14 protein-coding genes and 1 pseudogene are annotated in these 14,160 nt (G+C 42.4%); 14 read left to right on the top strand and 1 reads right to left on the bottom strand.

Translation table 11 applies throughout. The annotated features are described in order from the left end of the window. Positions 1 to 244 precede the first annotated feature (244 nt). The 6 genes from D7Y06_RS20630 (at position 245) to D7Y06_RS20605 (ending at position 4,419) form a co-directional block, all read left to right on the top strand. The gene (locus D7Y06_RS20630) at positions 245 to 1,141 is read left to right on the top strand and encodes a helix-turn-helix transcriptional regulator (protein ID WP_120409529.1); all 897 of its coding nucleotides are present in this window, start codon (positions 245 to 247) and stop codon (positions 1,139 to 1,141) included. Between the two features lie 68 nt (positions 1,142 to 1,209). Continuing rightward, positions 1,210 to 1,833, top strand: coding sequence for a GyrI-like domain-containing protein (locus D7Y06_RS20625; RefSeq protein WP_016305771.1), 624 nt, complete (start codon positions 1,210 to 1,212; stop codon positions 1,831 to 1,833). A gap of 34 nt (positions 1,834 to 1,867) precedes the next feature. Continuing rightward, positions 1,868 to 2,404 carry a ClbS/DfsB family four-helix bundle protein gene (locus D7Y06_RS20620; RefSeq protein WP_120409528.1) on the top strand — a complete coding sequence of 179 codons (537 nt, stop codon included), beginning with the start codon at positions 1,868 to 1,870 and terminating at the stop codon, positions 2,402 to 2,404. Between the two features lie 18 nt (positions 2,405 to 2,422). Then, positions 2,423 to 3,313: an SPL family radical SAM protein gene (locus D7Y06_RS20615; RefSeq protein WP_120409527.1), complete on the top strand. Its 891-nt coding sequence runs from the start codon at positions 2,423 to 2,425 to the stop codon at positions 3,311 to 3,313. Further along, complete coding sequence (locus tag D7Y06_RS20610) at positions 3,310 to 3,492, top strand: cysteine-rich KTR domain-containing protein (protein ID WP_120409526.1); 183 nt, start codon at positions 3,310 to 3,312, stop codon at positions 3,490 to 3,492. The genes D7Y06_RS20615 and D7Y06_RS20610 overlap by 4 nt, the downstream gene beginning before the upstream one ends. Before the next feature lie 501 nt (positions 3,493 to 3,993). Continuing rightward, positions 3,994 to 4,419 carry an RNA polymerase sigma factor gene (locus tag D7Y06_RS20605; protein ID WP_120409525.1) on the top strand — a complete coding sequence of 142 codons (426 nt, stop codon included), beginning with the start codon at positions 3,994 to 3,996 and terminating at the stop codon, positions 4,417 to 4,419. A 188-nt stretch (positions 4,420 to 4,607) separates the two neighbouring features. Here the strand turns inward: D7Y06_RS20605 and D7Y06_RS20600 are convergent. Then, a pseudogene (locus D7Y06_RS20600) lies at positions 4,608 to 5,369 on the bottom strand (site-specific integrase); the annotation flags it as partial. Positions 5,370 to 5,699: 330 nt separating this feature from the next. Here D7Y06_RS20600 and D7Y06_RS20590 point away from each other — a divergent pair. The 8 genes from D7Y06_RS20590 to D7Y06_RS20555 all read left to right on the top strand — a co-directional run bounded on the left by D7Y06_RS20590 (position 5,700) and on the right by D7Y06_RS20555 (position 13,944). Beyond that, positions 5,700 to 7,307: a plasmid recombination protein gene (locus D7Y06_RS20590; RefSeq protein WP_120409523.1), complete on the top strand. Its 1,608-nt coding sequence runs from the start codon at positions 5,700 to 5,702 to the stop codon at positions 7,305 to 7,307. A 147-nt stretch (positions 7,308 to 7,454) separates the two neighbouring features. Beyond that, positions 7,455 to 8,306, top strand: coding sequence for a phosphate ABC transporter substrate-binding protein (locus D7Y06_RS20585; protein WP_004060642.1), 852 nt, complete (start codon positions 7,455 to 7,457; stop codon positions 8,304 to 8,306). A gap of 17 nt (positions 8,307 to 8,323) precedes the next feature. Beyond that, complete coding sequence (pstC, locus tag D7Y06_RS20580) at positions 8,324 to 9,196, top strand: phosphate ABC transporter permease subunit PstC (protein WP_120409522.1); 873 nt, start codon at positions 8,324 to 8,326, stop codon at positions 9,194 to 9,196. 99 nt (positions 9,197 to 9,295) lie between these two features. Further along, complete coding sequence (pstA, locus tag D7Y06_RS20575; RefSeq protein ID WP_016285450.1) at positions 9,296 to 10,159, top strand: phosphate ABC transporter permease PstA; 864 nt, start codon at positions 9,296 to 9,298, stop codon at positions 10,157 to 10,159. Between the two features lie 4 nt (positions 10,160 to 10,163). After that, positions 10,164 to 10,916, top strand: coding sequence for a phosphate ABC transporter ATP-binding protein PstB (gene pstB, locus D7Y06_RS20570; RefSeq protein WP_004060638.1), 753 nt, complete (start codon positions 10,164 to 10,166; stop codon positions 10,914 to 10,916). After that, positions 10,916 to 11,599, top strand: coding sequence for a phosphate signaling complex protein PhoU (gene phoU / locus D7Y06_RS20565; protein ID WP_120409521.1), 684 nt, complete (start codon positions 10,916 to 10,918; stop codon positions 11,597 to 11,599). The genes pstB and phoU overlap by 1 nt, the downstream gene beginning before the upstream one ends. A 1-nt stretch (position 11,600) precedes the next feature. Beyond that, positions 11,601 to 12,278, top strand: a complete 678-nt coding sequence (locus tag D7Y06_RS20560) for a response regulator transcription factor (protein ID WP_120409520.1) — start codon at positions 11,601 to 11,603, stop codon at positions 12,276 to 12,278. After that, a complete protein-coding gene (locus D7Y06_RS20555) occupies positions 12,271 to 13,944 on the top strand; it encodes a sensor histidine kinase (RefSeq protein ID WP_120409519.1) in 1,674 nt (557 codons plus the stop codon). Before D7Y06_RS20560 ends, D7Y06_RS20555 begins: the two co-directional genes overlap by 8 nt. Positions 13,945 to 14,160 lie beyond the last annotated feature (216 nt).

The following is a 14,160-nucleotide window of genomic DNA, read 5'->3' as shown; positions in this document are numbered from 1 at the left end:
AACTACATCAATTTTATATGGTGCTAAAATAATCTGAAGATTGGCGGCTCTTTTAATCTGGAAAACAACACAGAAATATAGGGAATATAGAAAAGAAAAGCGTTACTCATTATCCCTGCTTTGAGCAGAATAAAGTTCATTTATGCTTAGTCAGTTGATAACGAGTAAAGAAATGATTATAATAAATGATGACATACGGTGTCAGGATTTTGATGGTATTCTATTATCAAAGGAGGAGTTGGCAATGCAGGAAAGCAGATTATTTAAGATTGTGTATCATTTACTTGATAAAGGACAGGCTACTGCTCCAGAATTAGCAGAAAAATTTGAAGTATCTGTAAGGACAATTTACAGAGATATTGATGCTTTGAGTGGTGCAGGTATTCCTGTTTATGCAGAAGCTGGGCGAAACGGTGGCATTCATTTAATGAGTGATTTTGTTTTAGATAAAGCAGTGCTGTCTGAAGAAGAAAAGCAGGAAATTCTAACAGCCCTGCAAAGCATCAATCTTACTAACAATATTGGCATCAATCAAACATTGCAAAAGCTTTCTGCAATCTTTTGTATCAGTTCGGAAAACTGGCTTGAAGTAGATTTTTCCAGATGGGGCAACAAGGGAACTGACAATGAGAAATTTGAATTGCTAAAATCAGCGATAATTTATCAAAAGTGCGTAAAAATAACTTATGCAAATTCCTACGGAACAATTAGCGAAAGAGTTGTTAAGCCGCTAAAAATATCATATAAGTCTATGTCATGGTACTTAAAAGCATTTTGTACGGAAAAACAGGATTATCGTATTTTTAAGCTGACCCGTATCATAGATTTTGAAGTTCTCACGGAAATTTTTTGCAAAAGCCCCTTTCCAGAATTAGATGATACATTGGAGCAATGCTACAACACAATCGTACTGCGTTTCCCGAAAAATATGTCATATCGTGTTTACGATGAATTTGACAAAACGATGGTAAGCAAAAAAGAAAATGGGGATTTAATCGTATCTGCCCAAATGCCAGAAGATGAATGGCTTATAGGGTATTTATTGTCATTTGGAACGCAAGTAGATATTATAGAGCCTGCATATCTGAAAGACATCGTGGCAGAACAGGCACAGAAAATCTATGAAAAATATAAAACTTGACATAGGGTGTCAGCATAAGCGTGATATAATTTACCTGTAAATTCTATTTGGGAAAGTGAGGGCTGAAAATGAAACATGAATGGAAAAAGCATGAGAAAGAAATATATGGTGTAAAAGCAAAACCTTGCGTGCTTGATATTCCCGCTCAAAAATATATCATTCTTTCTGGCAGAGGAAATCCTAATGATGAAATCTTTTCAGATAAAGTTGCCGCCCTGTTTTCGATGGCTTATAAAATTAAGATGGCATATAAAGCGTTTGCTCCAAAAAGCAACGAAATAACAGATTATACCGTATATCCTTTAGAGGGAATGTGGAGTATGGCTTCTGAAAAAGAATATTTGGTAAAAGAAGAATTGCAGTACCGCATCATGATACGACAACCAGATTTTATTTCCAGAAAAATGTTTGATAATGCGTTAGAGACAGTAAAGGTGAGAAAAAATATTCCGTATCTAACCGATATTTCTTTTGAAACAATCTGCGATGGCAGGTGCATTCAAATATTGCATAAAGGAGCGTTTGATGATGAGCCTGCGTCATTTGAGATTATGGACGGATATTGTATGGAACACGGATATAAGCGTATGGGAAAAGAACACCGTGAAATATATTTGAATAATGCTAACCGTACAGACAAAGCCAATTTAAAAACTATCTTGAGATATAAAGTTACAGATACAGAGAAATAGCAACATAGTATGAAAAAACGAAAGGAAAATAAATATGGGCAGACCAACAACAAAAACAGATTTACTAATAGCCGCAGCCGCTAATTATGAAAAGTTAAACACTCTTGTTTCTGGATTGACAGAAAAAGAATTATCAACGCCTTTTGATTTTTCGGGTGATGAAAAAAAGAAAGAAGCTCACTGGAAAAGAGATAAAAATCTTCGTGATATTTTCATCCATCTCTATGAGTGGCATCAGCTTTTGTTAAACTGGGTGTATTCCAATCAGAACGGTGATAATAAACCGTTTCTTCCAGAACCGTATAATTGGAAAACCTATGGAGATATGAATGTGGAATTTTGGAAAAAGCATCAGTCTACATCATTAGAGGACGCAAAGAATATGTTCCAGAAATCCCATAACGAAGTAATAAATCTGGCGGAAATTGTTTCAAACGAGGAATTGTTTTCGAAAGGCGTTTATAAATGGGTAGGCGGAAGCACGCTGGGTTCTTATTTTGTCAGCGTTACAGCAAGCCATTATGATTGGGCAATGAAAAAACTGAAAGCACATAGGAAAAATTGCGCCTAAATGCAGGGAGGACATACGATGCACTTCGTGAAAGCTAAAGGGATATTATCTGCTAAAAATGGAATGAATTTATACCGGGGCTGCTCACACGGGTGCATTTATTGTGACTCCAGAAGCAAATGCTATCACATGGAACACGCTTTTGAGGATATTGAAGTCAAAGAAAATGCGATTGACTTGTTGGAATATGCTATTATTCATAAGCGAAAAAAGTGTATGATAGGCACAGGTTCTATGACAGACCCCTATATTCCGCTGGAAATGGAAATAGGGAATGTCAGGAAGGCTCTGCACTTAATATGTGAGCATGGTTTTGGATTTACGGTCATAACAAAATCAAACCGCATACTGAGGGATTTAGACCTTTTACAGAAAATAAATGAAAAGTCCAAGTGCGTTGTGCAAATGACTTTGACAACGTGCAACGAAGATTTGTGCAAAAAGATTGAGCCGAATGTAAGTACGACAAGGGAGCGTTTTGAAGTATTGAGAAAGATAAGGAACGCAGGGATACCGACAGTTGTATGGCTGACGCCAATTTTGCCGTTTATTAACGATACTGAAGATAATATTTCAGGTATTTTGGATATGTGTATTGAGGCAAAGGTTTATGGCGTTATTTGCTTTGGAATGGGGCTAACTCTCCGAGAAGGAAATCGAGAGTATTTTTATGAACAGTTAGACCGATTATTTCCTGGGCTGAAAGAAAAATATATCCGTACATACGGAAATCAGTATATGATAGAAAGCGGCAACAGCAAAAATTTAATGCGGCTTTTTCACCGAAAATGCGAAGAAAATGGAATTTTGCATGACCAAGAGCAAATATTTAACTATTTGCATTTCTTTGAAGAAAAGGACGATAGTAGGCAATTAAGTATTTGGGATTGGAAAGCGGATAAAATATGAGTGTCATTTATGGAACAGAATGGATACGTTGTCCTGTTTGCGGCAGTAAAACCCGTGATAAAATCAGAGAAGATACAGTATTGAAAAATTATCTTCTCTATTGTCCAAAATGTAAGCAGGAAACATTGATTGAAGTAACAAATTTGCAGATAACAGTCATCACAGAGCCGGACGCATAGACGCAGAGCCGATGAACTTGTGAAATAAAATCACAGTTCGTTGGCTCTGTTTTGTTTCATAGGGATTTAAGGCGAACGTCCACCATATAAAAAAACGGTGTGTGGTGGGCAGTATTGCTATGCCCGAAAAGACTTGACAGACACTCTCCAGACCTGTTTTAAAGTTTGGAGGTTTTTTTAATGTCCTTTTTTCGGGCAGTAATCTATCTGCTCATACAACGCAGAATTTACCCATACATAGCATATCGGGGAATGGCAGGAAGCCAGTTAAAAAAATCCCTGCCCATGCAACGCTACTTCTCACCATGAAACCAGAAGTAGAATCTCCATTTAACAGAATATGTATCTCCTATAACCGTAGAGGTCACAGTGCCTTTGCGGTTTTTCTTTTGTCGTTTTTTATCGGAATATGCCGCAGGGCTGTTTCTGGTATTCATTGCCGTTCGCCGCCTTTCCAATCTGGATTTTAACATTTTAAAATTCAGATTGGAGGAAAAAAGAATGGCATACAACAACGGACGGGAGAACAGAAAATGGCTTATCTGGAAAGAAGCCGAGGAAAAAATATTGCGGGAGCCTGGAGTTGACGAAACCACCATTGAACAAATCCGCACAGACGACAGGGCAGACTTCAATTCCAACAGGCGGTTTTATCATTGGACAAGCGACTTCGGCGAATACCTTGAGGGGATGGCAGACAGGGAACAGAATACCGAGCCAAAGACTGTTGCTGATTTACTGGATGAGATTGAGGACGAAACTCTGTATCGGGCATTGCTTACTGTGGACAGGCGTACCCTGCAAATTATCCTGCTGAAAATGCAGGGCTATTCCACAAAGGAAATTGCCCCGCTTGTGGGATTGACAACGGGTGCTATCTATGCAAGGTTAGACCATCTGCGGAAAAAGTTACGGAAGATTTTATAAGCATCTAATATAGATGGTTTTTCAGTGGGCTATTGGATGGAAGATAAAATTCTCCCATCCAATTTAAAATTAAACTATCATTCCCTACCAAAATCCCCATTTTACGCAATCTATCAAACCCATTACATCATCAAATCAACCATTTTCCCTTGTTTTTGCCCTCATAGGACCAAAACAAGGGAAAGTTTTTAATTACCGCCCACCACCTTATCCAAAAGCCTTGCGGAAGTCCGTTTCGCCTCTCTGGTGGCATGGGCATAAACATTCATTGTGGTACTTAAATCAGAGTGTCCCAGAAGTTCCTGCACATCTTTCGGGGCTGCCCCGTTTGATAACAGATTGCTCGTATAGGTGTGCCGCAACTGGTGGAAGTGGAAATTTTCAAGCCCCTCTACGTGTTTCTGAATCAGCCTGCATACATTGGAGAGGGTTGCGGTTGATTCATAGGAACCATCCTGACGTAAACATACAAAAGACAGTTCTTCGTAATCGTCCGGTATCTCCTCCGTACTTTGCAAAGAATACAGATCATAATGCGTCCTTCCCTTTTCCATTACTTTCTGATAGTAATTGCGGAAATACATTTCGCCACACTGGAAACGCTCTCTGTGCTGTTGCTTTCTGGCTTTTTTTAGTATCTCTGCCAGTGTGTCGCAGAAGTCCACTGTACGGATTTTTTTCCGCTTGGTTGCACCGATTTCCATCTTGTGGCGGGTGGCATTGTAACGCATACTTCGGCGGACGGTAAGATACTGTTCCTCAAGGTTGATGTCCTGCCATGCCAGCCCGCATACCTCGCCAATGCGTAATCCAGTATAATAGGCTATCTGCACCGGCAGGAGTGCCGGATTTCTTTTTTTACGGAGATAATCCGTTATCTCCGTGTACTGCTCATGGGTAATGGTCGGGATGTCTGTCTCATTTTCCGCATTTCCCTCAAACAGTTCCACTTACACCATGCTGGCACTTATGTTTATCCGCAGTATTTTACTTTGGCAGAATACAGGTCAGCGGCAGATGGTTTCTCCGGCAGGCAAAATAACAGGCAAAAGCTGGATATACACCCGCTTGAACAAGCCCCCGGCAGGGCACCCGCATTTTTGGCTTGACAAAAATGCTAGGGGGTTATCATTATCGGCAGAGCCGAAATGATAACCGCACCCCGCCACGTTCCCATCAGCCCAAAGGAAAATCGGAGACGTAAAATGATTGATAAGGAAACCAGCCGGAAAGGAAATGACAAATAAGAAAAAAATTCCTCCGGCAGAGAGGGGGATGTGATGAATGAAGTATCATACAGTGCCCATATCAGCAACGGGAAAAGTGCCCTCAACAGCAAAGGCAGGCTGTCCGGTGTGGCAAAACACAACCTGCGGAAATACCGTTCCAAAGAGTATGACAGGGAGAACATTGTCCTGCTCTTTGGCAGTACAAATCTTATGCGGGATGTGAAAAAAGTCTATCAGGACACTTTTTCAGAAGCACTGGAGCAGTATAACCAAAAACAGACAAGGGCAGACCGACGGATTGACGATTATTTTGAACATCTGTCCGGCAAGAACCAAGACATGGCAGTGGAGATTATTTTCCAGTGCGGGGATAAGGATTTCTGGGAAGATGTCTTTATGGAAACAGATAAGGAAAAGCAAAACAAAGAAAATATCTGCAAGGTATATGACACCTTACTGGAGCAGTTGCAGAAAGAAATGCCGGATTTCAAAGTTGCAAATGCGGTAGTCCACTTTGATGAAGCAAGCCCGCATATGCACGTTGTAGGCGTTCCCATAGGCAGGGGATTTAAGCGCGGGCTGGAAACAAAGGTTTCCAAACGCTCTGTTTTCACTCCGAAAACGCTGGAGAATATTTTACAGAACAGCCTGCGTCAGACCGCAAGCGTAGAAATGCTTATCCACTTCGGAGTGCTTGTAAAAGATAAGCAGAAAGGGAAAAACTATGACCTGACCGTTGCGGAATATAAGGTGCAGCAGGAAACGAAGCGGCTGGAAATGGTGGCGGGATTCCTTGAAGAAAAACAGGACAGGCTTTTTAATGCCAACCAACGTCTGGAACAGGCAGAAAAAGAAGTTTCCGAAGCAGAACGGCGGTTGTCTGACACGAAAACAGAGATTATCGGAGCAGAGGAAGATTTGATACAGATAAAAACAGAAGGCAGGGAAATGAAACAAAAACTGATGGCAGAACAGGAGGAAATACGGCAGGAAAATTTGTCCTTAAAAACAGATACGCTTATCCTTCATTCTGATAAAGAGCGTCTTTTGCGTGATGTCAGGAAAGCAACAGATGAAAAGGAACAAATACAGGTAAAAAAAGAGGGGTTTTTAGAGGATATCGGTGTGTTGGATAAAGAGTTTGAAAAGCGTCTGGATTTCATCAACGTACTGGATAAACTCAAAGCACTCTTTTATAAGCTGTTATCCATGATTCCGCTGGTGCGGAAGTTTGCAAAGTTTGTAGAAGAAAAAAAGGATATACGGGCCGCCTCCCCTTATGGCTATACCCCTCTCGGCAGGCTGTTAAGGGAGTACCGTACCTCTCTCCCTCAGCATGACAGGCTTGTCACGTTCCCGGAGATTGCCTCGTGGCAGACTTCCACAGGGGAAGTGGTTCCGGTGTATGAGGACTATAACGGACGGGGAACGGAGTACAGGCTGGCGGGATTCTGGAATGTGCAGAAGGAACAGGCTGTAAAGGTTTCTGAAATAAGAGAGGAAATCATGCCGGAGAACCGGATATGTACGTTAGAGCTGGCAGAGGTGTATGTAAAGGCGGTGGAGAGTTTCATGGAGGATATGGAACCGGAAGAACGTACAAGGGAGAACCGTCCTATGTATCAGAGACAAAACGAGGAATATATACAGGGCAGATAAATAATTCCGTTGTTAAAAGGCATAGATGAAATATTCTATGCCTTTTGCAGTGCAATTAACTTACAATTAACATATATGCACTTTTAGAGTTAACATTGGGGACGGTATACTTGGTTCATACAAAAAAAACAAAGGAGTGTGTTCAATATGAAAAAATTTATTATGATTGCAACCGTTTTTACACTTATGACAGGGGTATTGACAGGATGTAGCGGCAATGCTGGTTCGTTCACTGACAAAAGTACAGCAAATGAGACAACTAAGAGTTCACAAACAATAGCCACCGACGGTTCCACTTCAATGGAGAAAGTCATTGGATTTTTGAGTGAAGCCTATATGGAGGAACATGGAAATATAAAGGTTACATACAATCCAACGGGTTCTAGTTCCGGTATACAGGCAGTAGCGGAAGGAAGATGTGATATCGGACTGGCAAGTCGTGACCTGAAGGAAGATGAAACAGCAGATTTACAGGGAACGGTAGTTGCCATTGATGGAATCGGAATCATAGTCAATCCTGATAATCCGGCAACAGATTTAACAATTGATCAGATAGGGAAGATTTACAGTGGTGAGATTACCAACTGGAAAGAGGTTGGCGGCAGCGACGCACCGATTGTCTGTATTGGGCGTGAGGCGGCTTCCGGCACAAGAGACGGTTTTGAGGAAGTGACAGGCACAAAGGATAAATGCAAGTATTCACAGGAACTTACGTCTACGGGCGATGTCGTGCAGACGGTATCCGGCAATCCAAATGCCATTGGCTATGCATCGGTTGCCTCGGTTGGTGATACGGTAAAGATGGTCAGCGTGGAAGGGGTAAGCCCGACAACAGAAAGTATTCAGGATGGGAAATACAAAGTCCAGAGAAACTTCGTGCTGGTCACAAAAAAGGACACTGCTCTTTCTAAAGCTGCACAGGAGTTTTTCGACTTCGCTACCAGCGAACAGGCAGACAGCCTTATTACAGAGGCAGGTGCTGTTCCTGTCAAACGGTAATTACAGGAGGGGCTGTTATGGAAAAGATAAAAAAGACAGCAAGGTGGATGGAAAGGGCAATGAACCTGTTGTTTTTGGTATGCGGTCTGCTGACGATACTGTTTGTCGTTCTAATTACTATATTTCTCTTGATAAGCGGCATTCCGGCAATACGGGATATCGGTCTGGGAGATTTCCTGTTTGGGAAGGTCTGGGCATCTACTTCTGCAAAGCCTTCCTATGGAATCCTTCCCTTTATCCTGACATCCGTATACGGAACTCTGGGGGCAATCCTCATAGGAGTTCCGATTGGACTGCTATGTGCTATTTTTCTGGCAAAGATGTCCCCAAAGAAAGTTAGCAGTGCAGTAAGGAATGTGGTAGATTTGCTTGCCGGAATCCCGTCTGTCGTTTATGGGCTGGTGGGAATGATCATCATTGTTCCATGCGTAAGGGAGATATTTCATCTCCCGGATGGTGCAAACCTCTTTTCGGCAATTCTTGTCCTTGCTGTTATGATTCTGCCCTCTGTCATTTCCGTATCGGAAACGGCAATCGGGGCGGTGCCAAAGGAATATGAGGAGGCTTCTCTTGCTCTGGGGGCGACAAAGACGGAAACCGTATTTAAGGTGGTTGTGCCTGCCGCAAAAAGCGGCATTGTCACTGCGGTTGTATTAGGCATTGGCAGGGCAGTCGGGGAAGCGATGGCGGTTATGATGGTAGCGGGAAATGTTGCCAATATGCCGAAACTGTTTGGCAGCGTCCGGTTTCTGACTACTGCTGTTGCCAGTGAAATGTCCTATTCTTCCGGCTTACAGAGACAGGCATTATTTTCCATCGCACTGGTGCTTTTTCTGTTCATTATGGCAATTAACCTGATATTAAATGTAGTAATTAAAAAAAAGGTTTGAAGTTCCACTATTGCATGAAAATACCATGCCAAGTGGAACTAAGGCAAACCTATCAAGAACGCAAAAACAGCGTTCTTGAGGAAAATGGAGGAAATACATGTGACTGATACAATATCGAAAGCAAGAAAAATTAAGGATACTATCTTAAAGCTGATGATGGTTTTATCAGCAGGATTGATTTGCTCTCTCCTGCTCGGACTGATTGGATATATCTTGTACCGGGGCATTCCACATATCTCATGGATGCTTGTTTCTACGAAACCAAGCCTTTTGCGTGGTACGGTCGGGATTCTGCCAAACATCCTGAATACCTTATATATCATTATCATAACGCTTGTAATTGTACTGCCGCTTGGGGTAGGGGCTGCGATTTATCTGAACGAATATGCAAAGAATAAAAAACTGGTACGGGTCATTGAACTGGCAACAGAAACCCTTGCCGGAATCCCATCAATTATATATGGACTGGTGGGAATGCTCCTGTTTGTGCAGTTTTTCTCTCTGGGAACCAGTCTGATGGCCGGTTCGCTCACCCTGGCAATCATGACATTGCCCACGATTATACGCACCACACAGGAAAGCCTGAAAACGGTGCCAAAAGCATACCGGGAAGGTTCGCTTGGATTAGGGGCAGGCAAATGGTATATGATTCGTACAGTTGTCATTCCCTGTGTCATTGATGGGATTGTTACCGGCTGTATCTTATCGGTGGGCAGAGTGGTAGGTGAAAGTGCCGCACTTCTCTTTACGGCAGGGATGGCAAATGAACTGCTGTCCGTACCAGAGGCAGTGCAGGCGGGAAATGCGGGTTCTACCCTGACCGTTGCCATGTATGTATATGCGAAAGAGCGCGGGCAGTTTGATGTTGCGTTTGCGGTTGCCGCTATATTGCTTGTACTTACCTTTCTTATCAATATGTCGGCAAAGATAGCGGCGGTTAGACTGAAACAGAAACGAGGTTAAAGTTATGGAACACATTATCACGACAAAGAATTTAAACTTATGGTATGGTGCGAGCCATGCCCTGAAAAGTATCAACATGGAAATCCCGGAAAAGAAAATCACTGCGCTGATTGGCCCCTCTGGCTGTGGAAAATCCACTTATCTGAAAACATTGAACCGGATGAATGATTTGGTGGAAAGCTGCCGTATCGAAGGAGAAATTATGCTTTCCGGCATTGACATTTACAAGGGGATTGATGTAAACATTTTGCGGAAACGTGTTGGCATGGTCTTTCAAAAACCGAATCCGTTTCCAATGAGTATTTATGATAATATTGCCTATGGTCCAAGAATACATGGAATCAAATCAAAGGTTAAGTTGGATGAAATCGTGGAGCGTTCCCTGACGCAGGCGGCAATCTGGGAGGAATGCAAAGACCGTTTGAAAAAGAGTGCATTGGGCATGAGTGGCGGCCAGCAGCAGAGGCTCTGCATTGCAAGGGCACTGGCGGTAGAGCCGGAAGTCCTTCTGATGGATGAACCGACGTCTGCCCTTGACCCTATTTCCACTTCAAAGATTGAAGATTTAGCAATGGAACTGAAGGAAAAATATACGATTATTATGGTAACCCACAATATGCAGCAGGCAGTGCGGATTGCAGATAAGACAGCATTCTTCCTGCTGGGCGAGGTGGTGGAGTTTGATGATACGCAGACCATGTTCTCCACACCGTCTGACCAGAGGACAGAGGATTATATTACAGGGAGGTTTGGATAATGCGGAATAAATTTGACAGACAGTTATCGCAGCTTAATACAGAACTTGTTACCATGGGAGCCTTATGCGAGGAGGCAATTACCAATGCGGTAAAATATCTTACGGATAATGAAGAAAACAGCAAAAATATGTGTCTGGATGCGGATACGCAGATTGATAAAAAAGAGCGTGATATCGAAACCCTCTGCCTGAAACTGATTTTGCAGCAGCAGCCCGTGGCAAAAGATTTGAGAGTTGTTTCAGCCGCTTTGAAAATGATATCCGATATGGAACGGATTGGAGATCAGGCATCGGATATTGTGGAGATTGCACCTTATGTGGCAAAAAAGGGAACGCTTGGCGAAACCCATATCCGGGAAATGGCAGAAGCAGCGATCAAAATGGTGTCAGAAAGTATTGAATCTTTTGTAAAAATGAATCTGGATATTGCCTGGCTGGTAATTGAACATGATAATATCGTGGATGATTTATTTGACAAGGTAAAGCGGGAGTTGATAAAATCAATAACGGAGAGACACGACGATGCGGAGGCTCTTATGGATTTGCTGATGATTGCAAAATATTTTGAGCGGATTGGCGACCATGCAGAAAATATTGCGGAATGGGTTATTTATTCCATTACCGGAGAGCATCGGAAAAGACCTGAAAATAAGGAAAGCTCCACCAAAGGAGGAATCGGTTAACATGATTTATCTGCTGGAAGATGATGATAATATAAGAAAGCTGGTATGCTATGCGCTGTCAAAAGAGGGATTTGAAGTACAGGGGCATTCTTCTCCAAAGGAATTTTGGCAGGGACTAAATACGGAACTGCCGGAATTGGTTTTGCTGGATATTATGCTGCCGGAAGAAGACGGGTTGTCGATTCTGAATAAACTGAAAGGTAATGCAGCGACTGCGCATATCCCTGTGATTATGCTTACCGCAAAAGGCAGTGAATTTGATAAGGTCACAGGCCTTGATATGGGAGCGGATGATTACGTGGCAAAGCCTTTTGGAACGATGGAACTGATTTCAAGGATCCGGGCGGTACTGAGGCGTTCCCAAAAAACGCAGGATGACAGAACGTATACGATTGGCGGGCTGCATGTTAATCCTGCAAAACATATTATTACGGTATCAGGGGAAGCGGTATCGCTTTCCTATAAGGAATATCTGCTGTTGATGGTTCTGCTGGAGGCAGAGGGCAATGTAGTGGAACGTGACAGGCTTTTAACCAGTGTCTGGGGGGAATATTATACAGAATCCCGGACGCTGGATGTGCATATCCGGAAACTGCGGGTAAAACTGGGGGATGCCGGAAAACTCATTCAGACTATAAAAGGAATCGGTTATAAATTAGGAGGCGATTGGAATGAATAAAAAAATTTTTCGTTCGTCACTGCTTACCGTCTGTCTTGTATTGGCAGCTACCATTACATTGATTATGGGGCTTTTGTTTCATTTTTTTGAAAAGCAGATACAGAAAGAGCTTGCCAATGAGGCCGGCTTTCTGGCACATGCTCTTGAAAATGAGGGAGCCGGATATTTTGACAGTTTTGATAACAAGAATAACAGACTTGCCGGAAATAACCGTATCACATGGATTGATGAAAATGGAACGGTATTGTTCGACAGCAGGGCAGATGTGTCCGAACTGGATAATCATGCCGACAGGGATGAAATTAAAACGGCAATGAAAGAGGGGAAGGGCATGAGTACGAGGTACTCCAAAACCCTGACGGAAAAAACAGTGAATTATGCCATACGGCTTTCCGATGGCAGCATACTGCGGGTTTCGACAGAACAGTATACGGTAGTAACCATTCTGATGGGGATGCTTCAGCCGATTTTATTCATTATGTTTGTCGCATTGATTTTAACACTGGTGCTTTCCGCAAGGGTATCAAAAGCCATTATAGAACCAATTAACAAACTGGATTTGGAAATACCGGAAAATAATGACACATATGAGGAATTAACACCTCTGTTACGGAAAATTGCAGACCAGAAAGAAACGATAGGGGAACAGCTTGCGGACGCCCGCAAAAAACAGAAAGAATTTAACCTTATTACAGAAAATATGAGTGAGGGCTTTCTGGTTATTGATGCAGACGCCAATCTCCTGACCTATAATTCTGCCGCATTAAACCTGCTTGAGATTACCCCTCCGGCAGACAGGAGTGTCCTGCTGTTCTGCCGGGCAAAAGAGTTCAGAGGCGTTATATCCGATGTATTGTCAGGAATAAAGGCAGAGAATACGATGGTGCGGGAGGAACGCAGTTACAGTCTGATTGCCAATCCGGTTTATGAGAAGGAATCCGTAATTGGGGCCGTTGTGGTTATTCTGGATATTACGGAACGTGAAAAAAGGGATATGCTGCGCCGGGAGTTTACGGCAAATGTTTCCCATGAACTGAAAACTCCGCTGACGTCTATCTCTGGCTTTGCCGAACTGATGAAAGCAGGCGATGTTCTGGAAAATGATGTGACTGACTTTTCAAAATCCATTTATGATGAGGCACAGCGGCTGATTACGTTAGTCAATGATATTATTAAGATTTCTGAACTTGACGGGCAGAGTATTCCTTATGAAAAGGAAACGGTGGATTTATATGAATTGTCAAAGGAAGTAATCGGACGGTTGGAAAAAGAAGCCGATAAGAAGAATATTACCTTTCATTTGATTGGCGGCAGGGCAGAGATTATAGGCGTGCATAAAATTTTGGAGGAAATGCTCTATAACCTTTGTGACAATGCGATTAAATATAACAAGGAAAATGGTACGGTGGATGTTTTGGTAAACCAGACGGGAGATGGCGTGAATGTGATTGTGCGTGATACGGGAATCGGGATTCCTATATCACATCAGGACAGGGTGTTTGAACGCTTTTACCGGGTGGATAAAAGCCATTCCAAAAAGGTAGGTGGAACAGGTCTTGGTCTTGCCATAGTAAAGCATGGTGCTCTGTACCACCATGCAAAGCTCAGTCTGGAAAGTACTGTGGATGTGGGAACGGTGGTAACGATTGCATTTTCTAAAAAATAATAAAGATAAATATATGCCGGAAAACAGCCCGTATAAGGGCTATGCCCGGCATATTTTTAACGCAGTTTTAACATACTTGTTATCTGCCCTTTATGGTTTATCAGATGGAAATCGTATAAAATAACTTGTGTAAACAAGATAATTAGAGCGGTCTCGGAAACTCAATAGAGAATAGACAGGAAAGGGTTGATTTTCAGAAATGAGTGGAATAAGGGA

This window comes from Roseburia sp. 1XD42-69, from assembly GCF_003612565.1.
GTDB lineage: Bacteria > Bacillota > Clostridia > Lachnospirales > Lachnospiraceae > Roseburia_B.
This window is presented reverse-complemented; position numbering and strand designations above follow the sequence as displayed.

Bases quoted from the DNA above. Each gene is read 5' to 3' on its own strand.
- D7Y06_RS20620 (WP_120409528.1), top strand. From the start codon at position 1,868: ATGGGCAGACCAACAACAAAAACAGATTTACTAATAGCCGCAGCCGCT.
- D7Y06_RS20555 (WP_120409519.1), top strand. From the start codon at position 12,271: ATGAATAAAAAAATTTTTCGTTCGTCACTGCTTACCGTCTGTCTTGTA.
- phoU (WP_120409521.1), top strand. From the start codon at position 10,916: ATGCGGAATAAATTTGACAGACAGTTATCGCAGCTTAATACAGAACTT.
- D7Y06_RS20625 (WP_016305771.1), top strand. From the start codon at position 1,210: ATGAAACATGAATGGAAAAAGCATGAGAAAGAAATATATGGTGTAAAA.
- D7Y06_RS20610 (WP_120409526.1), top strand. From the start codon at position 3,310: ATGAGTGTCATTTATGGAACAGAATGGATACGTTGTCCTGTTTGCGGC.
- D7Y06_RS20630 (WP_120409529.1), top strand. From the start codon at position 245: ATGCAGGAAAGCAGATTATTTAAGATTGTGTATCATTTACTTGATAAA.
- pstB (WP_004060638.1), top strand. From the start codon at position 10,164: ATGGAACACATTATCACGACAAAGAATTTAAACTTATGGTATGGTGCG.
- pstC (WP_120409522.1), top strand. From the start codon at position 8,324: ATGGAAAAGATAAAAAAGACAGCAAGGTGGATGGAAAGGGCAATGAAC.
- D7Y06_RS20560 (WP_120409520.1), top strand. From the start codon at position 11,601: ATGATTTATCTGCTGGAAGATGATGATAATATAAGAAAGCTGGTATGC.
- D7Y06_RS20615 (WP_120409527.1), top strand. From the start codon at position 2,423: ATGCACTTCGTGAAAGCTAAAGGGATATTATCTGCTAAAAATGGAATG.
- D7Y06_RS20590 (WP_120409523.1), top strand. From the start codon at position 5,700: ATGAATGAAGTATCATACAGTGCCCATATCAGCAACGGGAAAAGTGCC.
- D7Y06_RS20585 (WP_004060642.1), top strand. From the start codon at position 7,455: ATGAAAAAATTTATTATGATTGCAACCGTTTTTACACTTATGACAGGG.
- D7Y06_RS20605 (WP_120409525.1), top strand. From the start codon at position 3,994: ATGGCATACAACAACGGACGGGAGAACAGAAAATGGCTTATCTGGAAA.